Source organism: Streptomyces lunaelactis (genome assembly GCF_003054555.1).
Taxonomy (GTDB): Bacteria; Actinomycetota; Actinomycetes; order Streptomycetales; family Streptomycetaceae; genus Streptomyces; species Streptomyces lunaelactis.
The window spans coordinates 4,793,629-4,814,730 of sequence record NZ_CP026304.1; the positions used below are offsets into that span (position 1 = coordinate 4,793,629).

Annotated in this window: 15 protein-coding genes, 1 tRNA gene and 2 pseudogenes; 9 read left to right on the plus strand and 9 right to left on the minus strand. The window is 71.1% G+C overall.

Annotation, left to right across the window (positions count from 1 at the left end; translation table 11 throughout):
- The first annotated feature begins 109 nt into the window (after positions 1-109).
- A complete protein-coding gene (locus SLUN_RS22110; RefSeq protein ID WP_108150916.1) occupies positions 110-1,315 on the plus strand; it encodes a DNA polymerase III subunit delta' in 1,206 nt (401 codons plus the stop codon).
- Between the two features lie 89 nt (positions 1,316-1,404).
- Entirely contained in the window at positions 1,405-2,952 is a 1,548-nt protein-coding gene (locus tag SLUN_RS22115) for an alpha/beta hydrolase (protein ID WP_108154879.1), read from the plus strand.
- Between the two features lie 13 nt (positions 2,953-2,965).
- On the opposite strand, the gene SLUN_RS22120 is transcribed toward SLUN_RS22115, so the two are convergent.
- Positions 2,966-3,490, minus strand: a complete 525-nt coding sequence (locus tag SLUN_RS22120; protein WP_257153777.1) for a hypothetical protein — start codon at positions 3,488-3,490, stop codon at positions 2,966-2,968.
- Positions 3,491-3,811: 321 nt separating this feature from the next.
- Here SLUN_RS22120 and SLUN_RS22125 point away from each other — a divergent pair.
- Positions 3,812-3,885 (plus strand) — tRNA-Thr (locus SLUN_RS22125).
- 18 nt (positions 3,886-3,903) lie between these two features.
- Here SLUN_RS22125 and SLUN_RS22130 read toward each other — a convergent pair.
- The 4 genes from SLUN_RS22130 to SLUN_RS22145 form a co-directional block, all read right to left on the minus strand.
- Positions 3,904-4,557 carry a PIN domain-containing protein gene (locus tag SLUN_RS22130; protein ID WP_108150918.1) on the minus strand — a complete coding sequence of 218 codons (654 nt, stop codon included), beginning with the start codon at positions 4,555-4,557 and terminating at the stop codon, positions 3,904-3,906.
- Positions 4,558-4,561: 4 nt separating this feature from the next.
- Positions 4,562-4,849, minus strand: a complete 288-nt coding sequence (locus SLUN_RS41430) for a helix-turn-helix domain-containing protein (protein WP_257153778.1) — start codon at positions 4,847-4,849, stop codon at positions 4,562-4,564.
- An 839-nt stretch (positions 4,850-5,688) separates the two neighbouring features.
- On the minus strand, positions 5,689-6,153 hold the full coding sequence (locus tag SLUN_RS22140) for an ArsI/CadI family heavy metal resistance metalloenzyme (RefSeq protein ID WP_108150922.1): 465 nt from the start codon (positions 6,151-6,153) through the stop codon (positions 5,689-5,691).
- A gap of 30 nt (positions 6,154-6,183) precedes the next feature.
- A complete protein-coding gene (locus SLUN_RS22145) occupies positions 6,184-7,545 on the minus strand; it encodes an NAD(P)-binding domain-containing protein (protein ID WP_257153779.1) in 1,362 nt (453 codons plus the stop codon).
- Between the two features lie 112 nt (positions 7,546-7,657).
- On the opposite strand from SLUN_RS22145, the gene SLUN_RS22150 reads away from it, so the two are divergent.
- Together SLUN_RS22150 and SLUN_RS22155 are read left to right on the plus strand one after the other, a co-directional pair.
- Positions 7,658-8,029, plus strand: a complete 372-nt coding sequence (locus tag SLUN_RS22150) for an ArsR/SmtB family transcription factor (protein ID WP_108150926.1) — start codon at positions 7,658-7,660, stop codon at positions 8,027-8,029.
- A 5-nt stretch (positions 8,030-8,034) separates the two neighbouring features.
- A complete protein-coding gene (locus tag SLUN_RS22155; protein WP_371413920.1) occupies positions 8,035-8,520 on the plus strand; it encodes a GNAT family N-acetyltransferase in 486 nt (161 codons plus the stop codon).
- On the opposite strand, the gene SLUN_RS22160 is transcribed toward SLUN_RS22155, so the two are convergent.
- On the minus strand, positions 8,513-9,064 hold the full coding sequence (locus SLUN_RS22160; protein ID WP_108154880.1) for a DinB family protein: 552 nt from the start codon (positions 9,062-9,064) through the stop codon (positions 8,513-8,515). The two genes, SLUN_RS22155 and SLUN_RS22160, sit on opposite strands and share 8 nt — an antisense overlap.
- Before the next feature lie 207 nt (positions 9,065-9,271).
- Here SLUN_RS22160 and SLUN_RS22165 point away from each other — a divergent pair, with 207 nt between their 5' ends.
- The 4 genes and pseudogenes from SLUN_RS22165 to SLUN_RS42640 all read left to right on the plus strand — a co-directional run.
- On the plus strand, positions 9,272-10,399 hold the full coding sequence (locus SLUN_RS22165; protein WP_108150930.1) for a CapA family protein: 1,128 nt from the start codon (positions 9,272-9,274) through the stop codon (positions 10,397-10,399).
- Positions 10,400-10,579: 180 nt separating this feature from the next.
- Entirely contained in the window at positions 10,580-11,908 is a 1,329-nt protein-coding gene (locus tag SLUN_RS22170) for a phosphoribosyltransferase family protein (protein WP_108150932.1), read from the plus strand.
- Positions 11,909-12,292: 384 nt separating this feature from the next.
- Positions 12,293-13,300, plus strand: a complete 1,008-nt coding sequence (locus SLUN_RS41435) for an SNF2 helicase-associated domain-containing protein (RefSeq protein WP_257153780.1) — start codon at positions 12,293-12,295, stop codon at positions 13,298-13,300.
- A 399-nt stretch (positions 13,301-13,699) separates the two neighbouring features.
- Positions 13,700-13,909 (plus strand): annotated as a pseudogene (locus tag SLUN_RS42640) (hypothetical protein); the annotation flags it as partial.
- A gap of 169 nt (positions 13,910-14,078) precedes the next feature.
- Here the strand turns inward: SLUN_RS42640 and SLUN_RS22190 are convergent.
- The 3 genes and pseudogenes from SLUN_RS22190 to SLUN_RS42415 form a co-directional block, all read right to left on the minus strand.
- Positions 14,079-14,558, minus strand: coding sequence for an FBP domain-containing protein (locus SLUN_RS22190; RefSeq protein WP_257153934.1), 480 nt, complete (start codon positions 14,556-14,558; stop codon positions 14,079-14,081).
- 5 nt (positions 14,559-14,563) lie between these two features.
- Complete coding sequence (locus tag SLUN_RS42410; protein ID WP_371413921.1) at positions 14,564-18,133, minus strand: non-ribosomal peptide synthetase; 3,570 nt, start codon at positions 18,131-18,133, stop codon at positions 14,564-14,566.
- Positions 18,113-21,102, minus strand: a pseudogene (locus SLUN_RS42415) (non-ribosomal peptide synthetase); the annotation flags it as partial. The gene SLUN_RS42410 and the pseudogene SLUN_RS42415, both read right to left, overlap by 21 nt.

Here is a 21,102-nt window from a genome sequence, read left to right on the forward strand (position 1 = left end):
GCGTTGGACCACGCGTCCACCTCCCGGGGCGGGGGGACACCCCCACGGCCGGGACCCGCTGTCAGACCCCTGCCCCACAATGGAGACCCACGAAAGGCGGTGACGGCACATGACCGTATGGGACGACGTGGTCGGCCAAGAGCGCGTCCAGGTGCAGCTGTCCGCCGCCGCCCGCGACGCCGACACCCGCGTCACCCTCGAAGCCCGGCGCGAGCCCGCCCCCGACGCCTCGAAGATGACGCATGCCTGGCTGTTCACCGGACCCCCCGGCTCCGGGCGGTCCACCGCCGCGCGGGCGTTCGCCGCGGCGTTGCAGTGCACCAGCCCCGACCGCGCCCTCGGCGGTGAGCCCGGCTGCGGCTTCTGCGACGGCTGCCACACCAGCCTCATCGGCACGCACGCCGACGTCGACGTCATCCGCACCGACCTGCTCTCCATCGGCGTCAAGGAGACCCGCGACCTCGTCCGCCGCGCCCAGCTCTCCCCGGCCGGAGGCCGCTGGCAGGTGATCATCCTGGAGGACGCCGACCGTCTCACCGAGGGCGCGGGCAACGTCCTGCTGAAGGCCGTGGAGGAGCCCGCGTCCCGCACCGTGTGGCTGCTCTGCGCGCCCTCCCTCGAGGACGTACTGCCCACCATCCGCTCCCGCTGCCGCCACCTCACCCTCCGTACGCCCTCGGTCGCCGCCGTCGCCGACGTGCTGATCCGGCGGGACGGCATCGAGCCCGAGGCCGCCCACTCCGCCGCCCGCGCCACCCAGGGGCACATCGGCCGCGCACGCCGGCTCGCCACCGACGAGCGGGCCCGCGCCCGGCGGGCCACCGTGCTCAAGCTGCCGCTGCGCGTCGAGGACATCGGCGGCTGCCTCAAGGCCGCGCAGGAGCTGATCGACGCCGCGGCCGAGGACGCCAAGCAGGTTGCCGAGGAGGTCGACGTCAAGGAGACGGAGGACCTCAAGGCGGCCCTCGGGGCCTCCGCCGGCGGGCGGATGCCGCGCGGGACGGCCGGGGCGATGAAGGAGCTGGAGGACAGGCAGAAGCGCCGTAAGACCCGTAGCCAGCGCGACAGTCTCGATCTCGCGCTCACCGATCTGACCGGCTTCTACCGCGATGTGCTGGCTCTCCAGATGGGTTCCGAGGTCGCGCTCGCCAATGACGATGTACGGGACTCCCTCGACCGGATCGCCCGGGGTTCGACCCCCGAGGGCACCCTGCGCCGGATAGAGGCGGTAGTCGCCTGCCGACAGGCGCTGGACCGCAATGTCGCGCCGTTGCTGGCTGTCGAGGCGATGGCGGTGGCGCTGCGGGCCGGCTGACGCGTCGCGCTCGCGCCACCGGTCGGTTGACCTCTCACCCGTACGGGCGCGAGAAGGCGTCACTGGTCACGCTCTACTACGCTCCGAGGATGGACACCAGGCGCCTGCTCCGTACTTCCGCCCTCGCGCTGGCCACGGCCGGTCTGCTGATTTCCGGCTGCAGCGGGGGGAGTTCGTCGCCGGGCGCCTCGGCATCGGCATCCACCAAGGACGGCGGGCTTGCCCCCGCCTCCGCTCTCCAGCCGTACTACGCGCAGGAGTTGAAGTGGCGGCCCTGCGGCGCCCCCGGCTTCGAGTGCTCCACGATGAAGGCCCCGCTGGACTACGACAAGCCCGACGGCAAGTCGATCAAGCTGGCCGTCGCCCGCAAGAAGGCCACCGGCCCCGGCAAGCGCCTCGGCTCCCTGCTCGTCAACCCGGGAGGCCCCGGCGGCTCGGCCGTCGGCTATCTCCAGGCGTACGCGGGCATCGGCTACCCCGCCCCGGTCCGCGCCCGCTACGACATGGTCGCAGTCGACCCGCGCGGCGTCGCCCGCAGCGAGCCCGTCGAATGCCTCACCGGCAAGGAGATGGACGCGTACACCCAGGTCGACCAGACCCCCGACGACGCGGCCGAGGCCACCCGCCTCGCCGCGTCGCTCAAGAACTTCGCGGCGGGCTGCGAGAAGCGTTCCGGCGCGATCCTGCCCCATGTCTCCACCGTCGAGGCGGCCCGTGACATGGACATCCTGCGCGCCGTGCTGGGCGACGAGAAGCTGACGTACGTCGGTGCTTCGTACGGCACCTTCCTCGGCGCGACCTACGCCGAGCTGTTCCCCGACCGCGCCGGCCGGCTCGTCCTCGACGGCGCGATGGACCCGTCGCTGCCCTCCCGGCAGCTGAACCGGGACCAGACCGAGGGCTTCGAGACCGCGTTTCAGTCATTCGCCACCGACTGCGTCACGCAGACGGACTGCCCGCTCGGCACCGAGTCGGCCGCCGACGCCTCCACCCGCCTCAAGGCCTTCTTCGCCGCGCTCGACGCCAAGCCGGTCGAGACCGGCGAGAGCCGCAAGCTCGGCGAGTCCCTGGCGACCACCGGAGTGATCGCCGCGATGTACGACGAGGGCGCCTGGCCGCAGCTCCGCGAGGCCCTCGCGGCCGCCATGGACGGCGACGGCGCGCCCCTGCTCGCGCTGGCCGACAGCTACTACGAGCGCGAGGGCGACGGCTCGTACGCGAATCTGATGTACGCCAACGCCGCCGTGAACTGCCTGGACCTGCCGCCGGCCTTCACCGCCCCCGCGGCCGTACAGTCGGGCCTTCCCGAATTCGAGAAGGCCTCCCCGGTCTTCGGCCGCGGCTTCGCCTGGGCCTCCCTGAACTGCGCGTACTGGCCCACCCCGGCCACCGGCGCCCCGCACCGTATCGAGGCGAAGGGCGCCGACCCGATCGTGGTCGTCGGCACCACCCGGGACCCGGCCACCCCGTACAAGTGGGCGCAGGGGCTGGCGGAGCAGCTCGACTCCGGGACCCTGCTCACGTACGAGGGCGACGGCCACACGGCGTACGGACGCGGCAGCGACTGCGTCGACACGGCGATCAACACCTACCTGCTGGAAGGCACGCTCCCGCCCAAGGACAAGCGTTGCCGCTGACACGCCCGCTGTCTCAGTGGCCTGCCGTCACCTTGAAACCGCGCGGCACCAGCCACACGACCAGCAGCGTCACGGTTCCGACGATGCCGACCGAGACGTACGCCGTCGTGGTCAGCGCACTGTCGAAGGCGGCCTGCGCGGCGTCCATCACCCGGCCGCCCGCGGTCCGGGCCAGCTCGTGCGCACCGCCGATCGACTCCCGGGCCAGTTGCGGCCTCGCATATGGCTGACGTACACCGCGCCGTGGATCGACCCCAGCAGGGCCACGCCCCTCCGACCCCGAGCTCGTAGTTGGTCTCGGACACGGCTCCGGCCTGCCCGGCCCGCTCGGCCGGCACGGCCGAGACCAGCACGGACGCACAAAGCCGGTCAGGAACAGCAGCTTGCGTCCGTAGCGGTCACTGATCGCGCCTGTGGTGACGAGGAGACCGCCCAGTACCAGGCCGTAGATGTCGATGATCCACAGCTGCTCGAGTGCGCCGGGCCGGAGGTCGTCGATGAGCGACGGAAGCGCGACATTGAGGATGGTGGCGTCCATGGCCACCAGCAGAAGGCTGGAACACAGCACAGCGAGCATCGCCCAACGCCCGGCACCGGGCGTCTGGCGGCCTTCCGCGGCGGGGGCAGTGGGTTCACGGCTCGGGCCACGGGATATCTCATCCCTTCGAGGGCTAAAAGTGCGGTATGCCGGATACGGCACACCTGGGCAAATATGCGGCGGTTCACCCCGCGCTGCGCAAGCCGACCGGGGACCGTGGGGTGCCCCGGACCTGGTGCGGGGCACCCGAAAGAACCCTGTAGACTTGGCGCCGCTGCGGATGCGAACGTGTCCTCTTGAGGACGGTCATATCCGCAGCTTGCCGCCTTAGCTCAGCTGGCCAGAGCAACGCACTCGTAATGCGTAGGTCTCGGGTTCGAATCCCGAAGGCGGCTCTGTAGAAGCCCCAGGACTCACTCGCCGTGACCTGGGGCTTTTGCTTTTTGGGTCACGTGGAAGCACCTTCCTGAGGATGGCGGAGGTGCTTCTGCGTGAGCGCCGGGGGCGCGCGCCATCAGCCGGCCCGGAGAGCGGCGGCCGACTCTACGGCCGTCTCGCTCAAGCCGATCGAGGACGTCACTCGCAGCGCCAGGCGGCTTTCGCCAGGAGTCGGCGATCTGCTGGACAGCTGCGAAGACTTGCTGACGATCCAGGTCGATCTGGGCCAAGACGAAGTCGTCTGCGCTAACAGCTTCGACGTTCCACGCTGTGAGGGTCTCTTGGGGAAAGTCCTTGAGGTTGTTGGTGACGATGAGTTGAGCCCGGGACTTGACGGCGGCAGCGAGCACGTGGCGGTCGTCAGCGTCTGGCAGTTCCAGCACCGCCTCCAGGGGCTCGTAGTCCTTGACGAGGCAGTCCCGGACGGCGCGCATCATCAACTCCCGTGTGCGGGCCAGTTTCGTTGGATCAAGCTCAGGTCTGTTGGCCTGGAGATTCCGGAACACTTCGTCCAGGATCCGATCAGTCCACTTCGCCTGAACGAGTCCGGCCTGGGCTATCCGGATCAGCAGGTCGCGCAGTGTGCTCGGGTACAGAACGCAGGCGTCGTAGACGACGATGAACGCCACGGGATCAGATCAGCCCCATTTCCTGGTTCAGGGCCGTGAGTTCGTCTGCAGCCGCCCGGCGCTTCTGATCGTCCTGGCGCTGGTACTCAATCAGCGACTGCGCCTTGATCCGGCGGTGTGTGCCGACCTTCCGGTAGTCGATCTCACCGGCCTCCAGCAACCCGATCAGGAACGGCCGCGACACGTTCAGCATGTCGGCGGCCTGCTGTGTGGTCAGCTCCGCGTGCTCGGGAACGATGGAGACGGTGCGACCTGCTGCCATGTGACTCAGGACTGTCGCCAGGAGCTCCACTGCCTCACGGGGCACCTCAAGATCTGGTTCTCCGTCCTCGATCCTGAACCGGATCCGATCGGCGTGCGGCGAGCGGGCGAGAGATCGCTTCACCGGCTTCAGCGCGCGCGCCGCGAAGTCAGCGTTCGCCCCGGCTGGGGGAGTGGGCCGAGCGGTCGATGTGCTCATGATGTGACCGTCCCTTCGTGTGGCGGCATGGGCTCGCGAAGGCGAACCTATTCGCATTATCCGCAGTAACCGAAATAATCGCAACAGGCATCCCCTGTGGCGTGGTGTGAGTCCCGACGCCGCTCACCGTCGCGGTGTCCCTCTGTGCGAGGCGATCCATCGCCCGCATCACTCCAATGCCGCCCCTCCTTCTGTGTCCGAACTGCGGCTTCGCTGCGTGAGCGCCGCGTGAGCGGACGGGGTGGCACAGGGTGGATTGGGCGGCATGCGGAGGCCGGGCCGTACCTTCACGACCTGCGGAAATGGGATTCAGCGGCACGGTCCGGCACGAAGCGGGATGATCTTGTGGGGCCTCGTAATGCGTAGGTCTCGGGTTCGAATCCCGAAGGCGGCTCAAGAAAGCCCAGGTCAGGGCCTTGAAGGTCCCCTCGCGAGAGATCACGGGGGCTTTTTTGTGCCTGCTGGGAACATCCTGGGAACGATGGTTGTGGAGTTTGTGCCGTTTTGGTCAGATTCGTATCTCAGGTAGCAGTCTGGGCTGATGGGGACAAGGCAGCTTGTGTAGGGAGGCCGGTGGGCGGGCCGGGCCGGGCGGGCAGGGCGGCGCGGGGCCGCGACCGGTCTCCTGTTCCGTCGCGGAATGGCTGGTGTGAAGGTCGGTCATCCGGCGGTCAGCAGCAGTCGCTCGCGGCGACCGGTTCGTTCGCGCCGGTCTCGGCCCCGGCCGGGCTGGAACAGCAGGTGCTGCCTTGCTGCTTGGACAGGCTGTCGGCGTCGGCCTTGACGACGTACACCTCCCAGGGCTCCTGACCGGGGCCGTGGACCCAGACCTTGTCCTGGAGGGCGTAGCAGCAGGTGGTGTCGCTCTCCACGTCGGTGGCCAGGCCCGCGTCGGCCAGCCGGGCCGTGGCCGCGACGACGGCTTCGGTGGAGTCGACCTCGACGCCCAGGTGGTCCATACGGGTGTCGTCGCCTGCGGTGCCTTCGACGAGGACGAGCTTGAGCGGGGGTTCCGCGATGGCGAAGTTGGCGTAGCCGTCGCGGAGTTTGGCGGGCTCGGTGCCGAAGAGCCTGGTGTAGAAGGCGATGGACGCGGCGAGGTCGGGGACGCGGAGGGCGAGCTGTACGCGGGACATGGCGAACCTCATTGGGGGGAGTGGGGGAGTTCAGCAGCCGCCGGCGGAGACCGGGGTGCCGATGTCGATCTGGAGGGTGGTGGGGGCGGCGCAGCAGCCTCCGCCGGACTGCTCCGCGTTCTCCGGCTCGTCGAAGAGGCCCGCGCCGCCGCAGACTCCGGTCTCGGGGAGGGTGAGTTCGACGCGCTCGGCGGCCTCGTGGTCGCCGGCGAGGGCGGCGGCGATGGAGCGGACCTGCTCGTAGCCGGTCATGGCGAGGAAGGTCGGGGCGCGGCCGTAGGACTTCATGCCGACGAGGTAGACGTCCTTCTCCGGGTGGGAGAGCTCGTTCACGCCATGCGGATAGACGGTGCCGCAGGAGTGCTGGTTGGGGTCGATCAGCGGGGCCAGCTCGACGGGGGCCTGGAGGCGCTCGTCGAGGCCGAGGCGGAGCTCGTCCAGGAAGGTGAGGTCGGGGCGGAAGCCGGTGAGGACAATGACCTCGTCGACCGGGTCCAGGCGGCGGCCGTCCTCGCCGACGAGGACCAGGCGGCCGTCGTCGGTCTTCTCGATGGCCTCGGTGCGGAAGCCGGTGGCCGCGTCCGCGTAGCCGCCGTCGACGGCGGCCTTGGCGGCGAGGCCGAGGGCACCGCGGGCGGGAAGCTGGTCGGCTTCGCCGCCGCCGAAGGTGGAACCGCTGATCCCCCGACGCAGGATCCAGGCCGCGTGGGTGCCCTCCTCGTCCATCGCCAGGTCGGCGAGGTACGCGAGGGCGGTAAAGGCAGAGGCTCCAGAGCCGATTACGGCGGTGCGCTTGCCGGCGTAGCGCGCGCGGACGGCCGGGTCCTTGAGGTCGGGCACTCGGTAGGTGACGTGGTCGGCCGCGCTCGTCTCACCGAGCGCGGCCAGTCCGCTGCCGCCCGCCGGGCTGGGGGTGGACCAGGTGCCGGAGGCGTCGATGACCGAGCGGGCGAAGACACGGGCCTCGCGGCCGTCGGCCACGGTGTAGTGGACGACGAAGGGCCGGGCCTCGCGATCGGCATCGACAATCCGGTCCCGACCCGTGCGGGAGACGCCCGTGACCTGGGCGCCGTAGCGGACGCGCTCGCCGAGGACATCAGCCAGGGGCTGGAGATAAAGCTCAGCCCAGTCGCCGCCGGAGGGATAGGTGTCGGCGTCGGGCTTGACCCAGCCGGTGGGGGCCAGGAGCTTCTCCGCTGCCGGGTCCACAACCTCGCCCCAGGTGGAGAACAGGCGCACGTGCGACCACTCGCGCACCGCGGATCCGGCGACCGGTCCGGCCTCCAGGACCAGCGGTTCCAGGTCGCGGTCGACGAGGTGGGCGGCGGCCGCGAGTCCGGCGGGTCCGGCCCCGATGACGACGACGGGCAGGGTCTCGATGGATGCGGTCACGGCAGGCTCCCCATTGATTCGATGACTGTCGATGCGATGTGTCGCCAGAGTGGACCCTAAATCGACGTTCGTCAACATAGACATTCATCGAATCTTCTCGGATGATAGGTGCATGTCCGCTGTGAAGACCGCCCTGCCTCTACTGGAGCCCGAGGCCGCCGTGGCGCCGTGCTGCCCGCCCCTGACCGAACGGCCTCTGACAGCAGAGGAGGCCGAGCGCAGCGCCCTGATGTTCAAGGCACTCGGAGATCCGGTCCGGCTGCGCCTCTTCTCGCTGGTGGCCTCTCACGAGGGCGGCGAGGCGTGCGTGTGCGACATCTCCGATGTGGGCGTCTCCCAGCCGACCGTCTCCCACCACCTGAAGAAGCTCAAGGAAGCGGGGCTGCTCAGCTCCGAGCGCCGGGGAACCTGGGTGTACTACCGCGTGGAGCCGTCGGTCCTCGCCGCCATGGCACAGCTCCTGACCCGCGCGGGTGCCGCGTGAACCTGGTGATCGCACCGCTGACCGAGGCGCACGCGAACGAGGTACTGACGATCTACCAGGCCGGGATCGCCGAGGGGAACGCCACCTTCGAGACCACGGCGCCGCAGTGGGCGGAGTTCGACGCCGCAAAGCTGCCCGAGCACCGCTTCGTCGCACTGGACGAGGACGGCAAGGTCCTCGGCTGGGTCGCCGCCACCAGGGTCTCCGACCGCTGCGCGTACGCGGGCGTGGTCGAGCACTCCGTGTACGTCCACCCGGGCGCCCGAGGACGAGGCGTCGCCCGCTCGCTGCTCGGTGCGTTGATCGCGTCGACCGAGGCGGCCGGCATTTGGACGATACAGTCCGGGATCTTCCCCGAGAACGCCGCCAGTCTCGCCGTGCATGCGCGGGCCGGCTTCCGGGTCATCGGCACCCGCGAAAGCATCGGCCGTCACCACGGCGCGTGGCGGGACGTGGTGCTGCTGGAACGCCGCAGCCCGGCGATCAGCTGACTGGGCTCTCGTTGCCGCCGAGGGTGAGCTGGCGGTGGTGGAAGTCGAAGTGCTGGGTCGGGTAGCGGTAGATGTCCGCGAGGGTCATGCAGTCCTTGAAGAAGGGGTCCCAGCGGACGGGGTAGTGCATGCCGCGTGCGAGGTCGGCTTCGGATTCCGCGGTCAGGTGGCGTTGCAGGGAGCCGATGACGCGGTCGAACTTGGCACCCATCCGGCGCGGCCCGTAGACCTTCACCGCTCCGCACGGCCCTAGGTAGTTGACCAGGTCGAACGGTGGCGTGGCCGCGTTCAGTACCTGCGCGAACATCTTGCCCACCCAGCGGGGCAGCCGCCCGAAGACGCGTACCAGGATGAGCAGCGCCCGGACGACCATGTAGCCGAAGAGCATGTGCCACAGCAGTTGCTCGTTGGTCCACTTGGTGCCGCAGGTGGGCCGGGCCAGGTCGTCCTTCGAAGCAGCGTCGAGGAGTCGGTGAAAGGTCTGGCGGGTGCGCTCGTATTCGTTGTGCACGGCCTGCCGGTCCATCGGGTCTGCGCTCGTCATGGCCTGCCAGCTTTCGGTCGGCACTCGGGCGCCTCCGCCCCGGGGCTGCGATGATGCGCGCGAGGCTGCTCGAGGGGAGCCCAGCGTCGCTCTCTGGCTGCCGACCCGGCCTCGCTCCCAAGGGGCGGGCGCCGGACAGGCTTACGCTTGCGGGCCCCTGTTCGCCGCCCGGGAGCAGTACCCGCCGGACCGGCCTAGCCTGGAGGAATGGGCGGTGACCTCGTCACGCTGTTCCTGGCCGGCGATGTGATGCTCGGCCGCGGAGTCGACCAGATCCTTCCGCACCCCGGCGATCCGAAGCTGCCGGAGTCGTACATCAAGGACGCCCGAGCCTATGTGGAGCTGGCCGAGGCGGCGAACGGCATGATTCCCCTTCCGGTCGACTTCCCCTGGCCCTGGGGCGACGCGCTGGACGTGCTCGCCGCGGCGGCGCCCGACGCCCGGATCCTCAACCTGGAGACCGCCGTCACGCAGAACGACGAGATCGCGCCCGGCAAAGAGATCCATTACCGGATGCACCCGGCCAACCTGCCCAGTCTGGCCGCCGCCCGTCCGCACGTCTGTGCCCTGGCCAACAACCATGTGCTGGACTACGGCCGCCGCGGGCTGGACGAGACCCTCGACGCCCTGGCGGACGCGGGTCTTCGCTCGGCAGGGGCGGGGCGGGACGCCCACGAGGCCCGGCGTCCCGCGATCGTCCCTGTCGTGGGCGGTCGGCGCGTCCTGGTCTTCTCCGTGGGGATGGCCTCCAGCGGCATACCCGGCAGCTGGGCCGCCACGGCACAGCGCAGTGGGGTCGACTTCGTCGCCGAGCCGTCGGACGCCGCCGCGGCCGGGATCGCTGCCCGGCTGCGTCCGGCCAAGCGGCCGGGCGACATCGTGGTCGTCTCGGTCCACTGGGGCTCCAACTGGGGCTACGGCGTCCCGCGTGACCAGGTCCGCTTCGGCCATGCGCTCATCGACGGCGGCGCGGACGTTGTGCACGGGCACTCCTCGCACCAGCCGCGACCGTTGGAGTCGTACCGGGGAAAGCTCATCACCCACGGCTGCGGCGACCTGATCAACGACTACGAGGGCATCGGCGGCTGCGAGGAGTACCGGGACGATCTCCGGCTGCTGTACTTCGTCACCGTGGACCAGGACGACGGCAGGTTCCATGACGTGCGCATCGCCCCGATGCGGTCCCGGCGGATGCGGCTGGAGCACGCGACGGTCGAGGACTCGCGGTGGGTGCAGGACGTTCTGGGCCGGATCAGCCGGGCCTACGGCTCACGCGTCGAACGGAACCCGGACAACACCATCACCGTCCGGCCGTCCCAGGGGCCGCAGGCGTGAGCGGGACCATGCACCCGACGGGGAGCGCGGACCGCTCGGCGACGCATACGCCCGCCGCGCCGTTGGCGCGTGCCGTGGACTCACCGGGCTCCGGGGCTCTGGACCGTCTCCGCAACGGCCGCCCGGCGCGCACAACGGACAGTCGGGACTCGAGGACCTCACCTCACCCGGGAGGCGACCATGTACTTCACAGACCGAACCGACGCGGGCCGGCGACTCGCCGCCCGGCTGAACCACCTCAAGGGCCAAGACCTGGTGGTCGTGGGACTTCCCCGCGGCGGCGTCCCGGTCGCTGCACAGATCGCAGAGGCCCTGGGCGCTCCGCTCGACGTCTGCCTCGTACGCAAGCTGGGGGTGCCCTTCCAGCCGGAACTGGCCATGGGCGCCATCGGCGAGGAAGGCGTGCGCGTCGTCAATGAACCGGTGGTGCGGGGCATGGGTGTGACGGACCGTGATCTGGCGGCGGTGGAGGAACACGAGCGCGGCGTCCTGGAGCAGCGCGCCCGCCGCTATCGGGGCGAGCGGCAGCCGGCCCGGTACGAGGGACGCACGGTTCTGGTGGTGGACGACGGTCTGGCGACCGGCTCCACGGCACTGGCGGCCTGCCGGATTGCGCGCGCCCGCGGCGCGTCGCGGATCGTGCTGGCAGTTCCCGTGGCGCCGCACGACTGGTCGGCCCGCCTCGGAGGCGAGGCGGACGAAGGCGTCTGTCTGCACACCCCCCGGCAGTTCCACGCGATCGGTGAGTTCTACGCGGACTTCGGGCAGACGAGCGACGAGGAGGTCATCGCCTGCCTGGCGCACAACCGCGCGGCGCACGCCACGTCCGACGCGCCGCCGGCCGCGGGCAGCGCCTCCCCGGAGCACGATTCCCTGCCCTATGACAGGTCGGTCCGGATACCGGCCGGAGGCGCCGCGCTCGACGGGCGGCTCACGGTGCCCCGCGGTGCCCCCGGGGTCGTCCTCTTCGCCCACGGCAGCGGCAGCAGCAGGAAGAGCCCGCGCAACCGCTTCGTCGCCACCGGGCTGAACCGCGCCGGTCTGGGCACCCTTCTGTTCGATCTGCTCACCGAGGCCGAGGCGGTGAACCGGGACAACGTGTTCGACACGGCGCTGCTCGCCCGCCGCCTGACCGAGGCGACCGAATGGCTGCGTGAGCAGCCCGACACCCAGGGCATGGAGTTCGGCTACTTCGGTGCCAGCACAGGCGCCGCCGCCGCGCTGTGGGCCGCGGCGGAGCCCGCCGCGGACGTCACGGCAGTCGTCTCCCGCGGAGGCAGGCCGGACCTGGCCGGCCCCAGGCTGCCGGAGGTGAAGGCTCCGACGCTGCTCATCGTCGGGGGCCGCGACCACCTGGTGCTGGACCTCAACCGGCAGGCCGCGGCGCGCCTGAGCTGCGAGCATCAGCTGGCCATCGTCCCCGGTGCCACTCATCTCTTCGAGGAACCCGGCACCCTGGAATCGGTCACCGAGCTGGCCACGGACTGGTTCAGCAGGCACCTGGCCTGATCGGGAAGAAACGGCTAGTGCTTCGTTTCCGGGCGTGCCCGTGATCGGGAAGAAACGGCTAGTGCTTCGTTTCCGGGCGTGCCCGTGGGTGAGGGCGTAGCGGCAGGCGCGGGCGTTCCGATGGGCGCGGAAGCCCCCGGCGTCTGCCCCGCTGCATTCCTCCGTCCCGGCGTGGGCCGCGGCGGCCCGGTTCGCGCTGCGGCTGCTTGCCGACGGGCGGTTGTATCCGGTGCTGACCTCTGAGGCGTACGACACCTGGCGTGCGGGCAGGCCCGTTCGAGGCCGTCCATCGGCGCGCTGGCGGATCTCGTCGCGGCGTTTCCGCCGCACGCTCACTGTCTGCCCGAGCCGGGGCCGGCGCCGCTGCGGATCAGTGAACCGGACGTGCTGGCCCGGCGGTTCTGCGATGCCGTGGCGGACACCCTGGTGCGTACGCCGGCCGTTCCGCTGGCCGTCGGCGCGGTGCCGTATGCCTGGCGTGAGGTGCGGCCGGTGCCGGGGCTGTGGGAGTGGGCCGAGGAGATCGAGGCGGCGCTGGCCGCCGATGTCACCGTCTCGATGCGGGTCGATCCGCCGGAGGGCCGGCGCAGGCAGTTCAGGGCCGTGCTTCACGATCCGGCCGTGGTCGTCGAGGCCGCCCGGATGTGCGACGACCCGGCCGGTACCGAACGGCTCCTCGGACCGCGCGCCGAGACGGAGATGCTGCTCGCCCTGCGGCATGGAGCACGCGTCTGGGAACCACTCGGCGGCATCCTCCAGAACGCCGCTCCCGACCAGCTGCGCCTGACCGACGACGAGGCCTTCGGCCTGCTGGGGGATGCCACCGACGCGCTGAGTGGCGCGGGCATCGTGGTCCACTGGCCGCGCGACCTGGCCAAGGCGCTCACCGCCCAGGCCGTCGTCGGCGGGCCTGCCGCGCCCGGCTCCACGGTCTCTGGGCTACTGGACGCCGATACGCTGCTCGACTTCCAGTGGCGGGTCTTGCTCGGCGACGAGGAGCTCACCGACGCGGGACGTACTTGGCACGGGCTGTGCCGGCCGGTGCGATCCGAGCTGGTGCGTCCGCCGGAGTTGTACGGGGGCGGTGATGACCGCGTTGATGCTCTCGTCCAGCAAGGACTTCAGCACGGTGAGGGCATCGCATCGCTGCGGCGTGTAGCTCATGTGCGGGGCCTCTTTCAGGGCGCGACGCGGCTCTGCCCGCTCCGAATGGTGCTCAGCAACGGCTGTACGAAGCGGGAGCGTGCCGGAGGTCAGCCGGGGTTTCCGGCCGCACCTGACGAGGTTGCGCCACGCTCCGGGCAGGTGATCGGCAGTCGTTTGGTGCGGCCGGATTCCGGGTCTGCTGTCTCGCCCTGTCACCGCGGCGGAGCCAGGCTCCACGGCCGCTGACCTGTGCTGATTCGTGCTGCTGCGTCCAAACATGGGCACAGATAGGTGCGTTGACCCCCGCCCTCCAAGCCATGAGGAGAGCCCGGTGCATCGCCTGAGATCAAGAGCGCGGCTGGCTGCGGCATGACCTGAGACCTGTGTCCGGGAGCTACCAACCCCTGCGCCGGGCCCGCCCTGCCAGGCGGATTCACATCGGCGCGGTGCCGACCACTCTGCACGAGAAGTCGGCACCGCGCGCCTCCTGCGAATCACGAGGAGCCGCTGCGATACACCATGCCCTGATACGCCCACGATCCGGCCCAACCCCGTTGCCGGGATGGACTGTGTCCGCTCCGGCGGATGGCCGGGGCGAAGAGGAGGACCACCTGAGCCGTCGTCGGCCTCGTCGCCTCCGGTCCGCTGCTGCTGGCGATTCCGGTGCTCGGCATCGCAGCCGGGAGCGCCTCCGCCTCCTGCTCAACCGGCGATGCACAGGCTGTGGACACCTCGGCCAGCGCCGCGCAAGTGAAGGCGATTCTGGACGGCGGGAGCAAGGGCTCGGTCACCGTGCCGGGGCTCGACGCCCCCGCCGAACAGGTTTCCGATGCCAAGACCATCCAGGCCACCGGTGGGAACCGCCGGGCCGACGTACACCACCGCCACGCCTCGATCCACACCTGCTACGTGACAGAACAGTTGCCCCGGCCGGGCCCGACAACACTCCCGCCCGACGGCATGGACGACGTTTGACAGACCCACGCCAGCCGTCACCCGGCCGGTCCAGCACCCGGAAACCGGGTCACTGGAGGACCTTCGCGAGGAAGCCCGCCAGATTCTTCCTGATCCGCCCGATCCGGTCGTCCAGGTCGAGCGTCTCGTCCATCTGCCCCATAGGCGCCGCGATCTTCCGCCGCGCGTAGAGGGAGCAGGCCAGGTTCCGGCACATGTAGAGCCCCACGGAGTTGCCGAGCCGCCCTTCTTTGCCGCCCTTGAGTGAGGAAAAGAGCGCTGTGCCACCGACCGGATGGGTGGTGAAGCAGAGCCCGCAGATCGACTTCCGGCGGAAGTCCGTGGTGCGGCGGGTGGCCCGCAGCTCCACGCCCACCAGCTGGTCCGCCCGCTGGACCACGAGATAGGCGCGGCTGAGGTCCCGGCCGTCCGCCCACGAGAAGAAGTCGAGGTCGTCCCACTCCACCTCGTCGAGGACCGGGATGGTGAGCGCCTTGGAACGGCTCCTCGACATGTTGACGAGCGAGCGGCGTATCTCGTCCTGCGTCACGGGGTTCAATGATCTCTCCTTACGGGTCGCCCTACGGGCCTTGCGGGCCGGGCTGTGCGGCCGCGGCGGACGACTCGGGGGCCGTCGTCGGCGGGGCCGGTCCCGGGGACGGAACCGCTCGCGTCGATCACCCGGGCCAGTCCGGCGACCGTCGGCTCCTGGAAGAACCGCCGGATGGGCAGGGACACCCCGAAACAGGAACGGATCTTGCTCACGGCCTGGATCACCAGCAGCGAATGGCCGCCCAGTGCGAAGAAGCTCTCCTCCGTGCCGACCCGCTCACACCCGAGCAGTGACACCCAGATCCCGGCCACCGCCCGCTCGGTCTCCGTCACCGGAGCCGTGTATGCGCGCCCCTCGGTACGGATGTCCAGGTTCAGCAGCGCCTTCTGGTCCAGCTTCCCGTTCGGCGTCATCGGCAGCGCGTGCAGCACGCAGTAGGCGGACGGCACCATGTACTCGGGCAGCGCCGCCGCCGCGCGTTCCCGCAGCAGCGCCTCGGTCGGCGCCTCGGCTCCCGGCACGGGCACCACGTACGCGACCAAATGTCGGCCGGCCAGCAGGACGCGGACCTGCTCGACCGCCGGATGGGCGGCGAGTACGGCCTCGATCTCACCCAGCTCGATCCGGAATCCCCGGATCTTCACCTGGTCGTCGCTGCGGCCGAGGAACTCCAGCACTCCCTCACGCCGCCAGCGCGCCAGGTCCCCGGTGCGGTACATCCGGGTCCCTGGTGCCCCGAACGGGCAGGCCACAAAGCGTTTGGAGGTCAGCCCCGGACGCCCCAGATAGCCCCGGGCCAGCCCGTCGCCCGCCAGGTACAGCTCACCCGCGACCCCTTCGGGAGCCGGGCTCAGGTCCGCGTCGAGGACGTACACCTGGATGTTGTCCATCGGGCGGCCGATCGGCGGATTCCGGTCGTAGCTGCCGACGCAGTCCATGAGGGTGACGGCGATCGTGCTCTCGGTGGGCCCGTAGCTGTTGATGAACCGGCGTCGCTCGCTGACCCATTCGCCGACCAGGCTGCCGGGGAACGCCTCGCCGCCGACCGAGACGATCCGCAGGGCGGGCAGCCGCTCCGGGACCAGCAGGGGCAGTAGGGCGGGCGGCAGGTCGCCCACCGTGACGCCCGACTCCCGCATGAACGCCATGAGCAGCTCGGGATCGCGGCGCTGGTCGGCGTTGGCGACCGCCAAGGTGGCACCGGCCAGCAGGGCGCAGAACATCTCCAGCACCGAGACGTCGAACGTGGGCGTCGCGAACTGCAGCAGGGTGTCGGCCGAGGTGATCTCGTAGTGGGCGTTGGTGGCCCGGACGAAGTTGACCGCCGAACGGTGCTCGATCACCACGCCCTTGGGGTGGCCCGTCGAACCCGAGGTGTAGATGACGTACGCCGGATGGGAGGGGGACAGCGGCCGCACCCGGTCCGCGTCGGCCGGATTCCCGGCCCACGCATGACCGCCCGACGGCTCGTCCCCGTTCAGCAGCTCCGCGATCGCCTCGGCGGTGAAGACCGCCGCCGGGGCCGCGTCCTCCAGCGTGGCAGCGATCCGCGATGCCGGATGGGCCGGGTCCACCGGCAGGTACGCCGCGCCCGCCTTGAGTACGCCAAGCACCGCCGTCACCATCTCCGCCGACCTCGGCAGCACCAGCGCCACCAGGTCCTCGGGCCCCGTGCCCCCGGCGATCAGCCGGCGTGCCACCCGGTTCGCCCGGGCGTTCAGCTCCGCGTAGCTCAGGACCTGGCCGTCCAGGCGGACCGCTGGGGCGTCCGGGGTCCGGGCCGCGCGTTCCTCGAACAGCTCGGTCAGCGTCGTCGGCTCGCCGGGACGCGCGGTGTCGTTCCACTGGACCAGGAGGCGGTCCCGCTCGGCCCGGCCCAGCAGCCCGACGGCCGCCGTCCGCTGGTCGAGATCGTCGGCGAAGGCACCCAGCATCCGGACCAGCCGCTCGCCGAACCCCTCGGCGGACTCCCGGTCGAAGAGGTCCAGGCAGTACTCCACGTAGCACTCCATGCCGCCGGGCGTGCCGTCCTCGGCACGGCTCTCGGTCAGGTCGAAGTGCAGGTCGAAGAGGGCGGCGTCGAGGTCGATCGGCATCGCCTCGGCGGCCACGGAGGGCAGCTCCAGCAGGTCCTCGGTGCTGTTGTGGAGGGCCAGCATCACCTGGAACAGCGGGTGCCGGGCCATGGAACGGACCGGGTTGAGCACCTCGACCAGCCGCTCGAACGGGACGTCCTGGTTCTCGTAGGCAGCGAGGTCGGTGTCGCGGACACGCTGCAGCAGCTCGCGCGGCGTCGGGTCGCCCGAGGTGTCCGTGCGGAGCGCCAGCGTGTTGACGAAGAAGCCGACGAGATCGTCGAGCGCCTCGTCGGTGCGGCCCGCAATCGGCGTGCCGATCACGATGTCCGTACCGCCGCCGAGTCGGGTGAGGACGGCGGCCAGGGCGGCCTGCACCACCATGAACAGGCTGCTGTCCGTCTGCTCCGCGACCTCCATCAGCCGCCGGTGCAGCGCCGCCGGGACCTGGAAGGGCGCCATGCCGCCCCGGTGGGACGGGACGGCCGGGCGGGGCCGGTCGGCGGGCAGCGCTGTCTCCTCGGGTGCCCCGTCGAGCGCCTCGCGCCAGTAGGCGAGCTGGCGGGAGACCGCGCTGTGCGGGTCGTCCTCGCGGCCGATGAGATCACGCTGCCAGAGGGTGTAGTCGGCGTACTGCACAGGGAGTTCCGGCCCGGTGTACGCGGACCCGCCCAGGCGCTCGGTGTACGCGGCCGACAGGTCGTGCCAGAGCGGCCCCATCGACCAGCCGTCGCCCGCGATGTGGTGGACGACCAGGACGAAGACATACGTGCTGGGCCCGGTGACGAACAGGTGGGCGCGCACCGGCGGGTCGACGGTGACGTCGAAGCCCTCAGCGGCCACCCGGGCCGCCGCCGAGGCGACCTCCTCCTCCCTGGTCTCGGCCACGCGCAGCGCCGGGCGGGCCCGCTCAGCGCTGAGCACCAGCTGGTGTGGCCCGTGCTCGGAGTCGGGATAGACCGTCCGCAAGCTCTCGTGCCGGGCGACGAGGTCACCGAGGGCGGCTTCGAGGGCCGGGATGTCCAGCGCGCCTGACAGCCGGAACGCCGACGGCATGTTGTACGCCGCGCGCTGGCCCTCGAACTGGTTCAGGAACCACAGCCGCCGCTGGGCGGACGACAGCGGTACGACGGCGGGCCGCTCGGCGCGCAGCAGCGCCTGCCGCGCCGCGCCGGCCCCGGATCCGGGACCGGCGAGCGCCTCCGCGAGCGCCGCCACGGTGGGGGTCTCGAAGACCGTACGGATCGGCAGTTCCGCGCCCAGCTCCGAGCGGATGCGGCTGATCAGCCGGGTGGCCAGCAGGGAGTGGCCGCCGAAGGCAAAGAAGTTGTCGTCGACGCTGTCCCAGGGGCGGCCCAGAACCTCACCGAACAGGGCACACAGCTCCCGTTCCAGCGCGGTGCGCGGCGCCCGGCCGCTCAGCTCCGCGTCGAGCGGCGGGGCGGGCAGGGACCGGCGGTCCAGCTTCCCGTTCGGCGACAGGGGGAAGACGTCCATGGCCACGAAGGCCGTCGGCACCATCGACGTGAGCAGGAACTCCTCGCCGAACCGGCGCAGTTCGTCCGGATCCCAGCCGATCGCAGGGTCCGGCACGACGTAGGCGACGAGGTACTTGCCGCCGGGCCGGTCGTCCCGGGCCACCACGGCGACCTGGGTGACCGACGGGTGCTTGGCCAGCACCGCCTCGATCTCCCCGGGCTCGATCCGGATGCCCCGGATCTTGACCTGGTGGTCGGCCCGGCCCAGGAACTCCAGTTCGCCGTCGGGCCGCCTGCGGGCGAGGTCGCCGGACCGGTAGATCCGGCTGCCCGGCGGGCCGTAGGGGGCCGCGACGAACCGTTCGGCCGTGAGCCCCGGGCGGTCCGCGTACCCCCGGGCGACGCCCTCGCCCCCGATGTACAGCTCACCGGCGACGCCCAGCGGCACCGGGCGCAGCCGGTCGTCCAGGACGTAGACGCGGGTGTTGGCGACCGGGCGGCCGATGGGGGCCGCGTCGGGCCAGGCGGAGCTGTCGCCCGGGAGGGAGTGGACGGTCGCCCCGTGGGCCTCGGCGGGCCCGTACAGGTTGTGCAGGCGTCGGGCGGGGTCCGCGTGGCGGCCGCGCGTCCGGTCGCCCAGGGTGAGTGCCTCTCCGGCCTGCTGGACGTCGGTGAGGCAGGACAGGCTGAGCCCCAGTTCCTCCGCCGCCTCGTACACCGCGTCGATGACGGGGGCGGGGGCGTAGAGCTCGTTCACGTCGTAGCGGTCCAGCCAGCGGGCGAGCTGCTCGGCGCTGCGCCGGGTGTCCTCGGTGGGGACGACCAGGGTCTTGCCCGAGATGAGGCTCGCCAGGATCTCCTGGACCGAGACGTCGAAGCCGACCGCCGTGAACTGCGCCGTGCGGGCGCCGGTCATGCCCGTCATGGTGTCGCGCTGCCACAGGACCAGGTTGCGCGGCCCGGCGGCGGGCATCAGCACGCCCTTGGGGCGGCCGGTCGAGCCCGAGGTGTAGATGACGTAGGCCGTGTTGAGGTCGGTGAGCGCGCTGGTGCGGTCGGAGTCGGTGGGGTTGGTGTCGGGGCGCGTGGCAGCCTCGGCGATGAGGTCGGCGTCGTCCAGGAGCACGGTGCCGGTGCCGTCGGGCACCAGGCCCACCGTGCGGGAGTGCGCGAGGACCAGGGTGGGGGTGGCGTCCGTCAGGAGGTACGTGATGCGGTCGCGCGGGTAGTCCGGGTCGACGGGGAGGTAGGCCGCGCCGCTCTTGAACACCGCGAGCAGGCCGACGATCATGTCGAGCGACCGGGGTACCAGCAGGGCGACCGCCCGTTCCGGTCCCGCTCCGCGGGCGATCAGCGCGTGGGCGAGCCGGTTGGCGCGGGCGTTGAGCTCGGCGTAGGTGAGCGTCTGGCCCTCGAACATGACGGCTGTCGCGCCGGGCGACCTGGCGACCTGGGCCTCGACCAACTCGGGCAGGGAGAGCGGTGAGACGGGCGCGTCGGTGGCATTCCAGACGGCGAGTTCCTGCTGCCGCTCCGCTCCGGAGAGCAGTTCGGCGTCGTCCACCCGGGTGTCCGGTGCCGTCAGGACGGCCCGCAGCACGGCCAGGTAGTGGGCGGCCATCCGCTCAACGCGCGCCGCGTCGTAGAGGTCCTTGCTGTACACGAAGCGGCAGGTGGTGCCCTCCTCCTTGGCCTCGAAGTGCAGCTCGAGGTCGAAGCGGGTGACCTGCTCCTCGATCTCCAGGACGGTCGTGGTGAGGCCGCCGACGGCGGGCCCCTCGCGGAGGTCGAGGAAGTTGCAGAGCACCTGGAAGACGGGGTTCAGCCCGAGGTCCCGGTCGGGGGCGAGCTCCTCCACGACGCGGGCGAACGGCGCCTCCTGGTTGGCCTGCGCCGCGAGCAGCGTCTCCCGCGTGGTCCGCAGCACGTCGGTGAGGGTCGCGGTGCCGGGCACGTCGGAGCGGAGCGCGACGGTGTTCACGAAGAACCCGACGATGCCCTCGAACTCCCGGCGGGTCCGGTTGGCGACCGGTGCGCCGACGATGATGTCCTCCTCCCGCGTGTAGCGGTGCAGCAGGACGTTGAACGCGGTGAGCAGCACCGTGAGGGGGGAGACCCCGCCCCGCCGGCACAGCTCCCGCAGCCGCCGCTCCAGGTCGCCGGGCAGGGCGGCCAGGGTGGTGCCGCCCTCGAAGGTGGGCCGGGCCGGGCGGGGCGGTCGGCGGGCAGCCGGAGGGTGGGCAGCTCTCCCGCCAGGTCCACGATCCAGTGGTCCACCTGGCGGCGTAGTTCGCCGTCGGCCAGCGAGTCGCGCTCCCAGTGGGCGTAGTCCGCGTACTGGAGCGGGAGTTCGGGCAGTACGGCGCGGGTGCCGGACGCGTGCCCCGCGTAGAGCTGCCAGAGTTCGCGCGCGAAGACGCCCTCCGACCAGCCGTCGGTGACGGTGTGGTGGAAGTTGATGAAGAGGTAGTGCCGGGCGGGGTCCGTGCGGTAGACGGCGGCCCGGAGCAGCGGGCCGTCGGTGAGCGAGAAGGGGATCTGGGCCTCGGCCGCGATCTGGCGCAGGACCTCCCGCTCGCCCTCTTCGGCCGTCAGCCCGGGGACCTCGACGCGGGGCACGTCGAGCGTGAGCCGGTCGGCGATGCGCAGGACCAGGTCGTCATCGGCGCCGGCGAGGGTGGAGCGCAGGATCTCGTGCCGGTCGACGAGGTCCTGGAGCGCGGCGCACAGCGCGTCGATCCGCAGGTCGCCGTCTATGCGGAGGGCGAACGGCACGCTGTACGTGGCGTTGCTGCCGTGCAGCTGGTCGAGGAACCAGAGCCGCTGTTGGGCGCTGGAGGCCGGGAGCCGGCCCTCGCGGGGCGTCCGGCAGACGGTGGAGGGCGCGAGGACCTCCTTCTTGTTGTCCAGCAGCATGCTGAGCAGTTCGGCCTGGAGGTCCCGGGTGTCCGGGTCCAGGGTGTCCGGGGCGAGTTCGTTGGGGCTCAT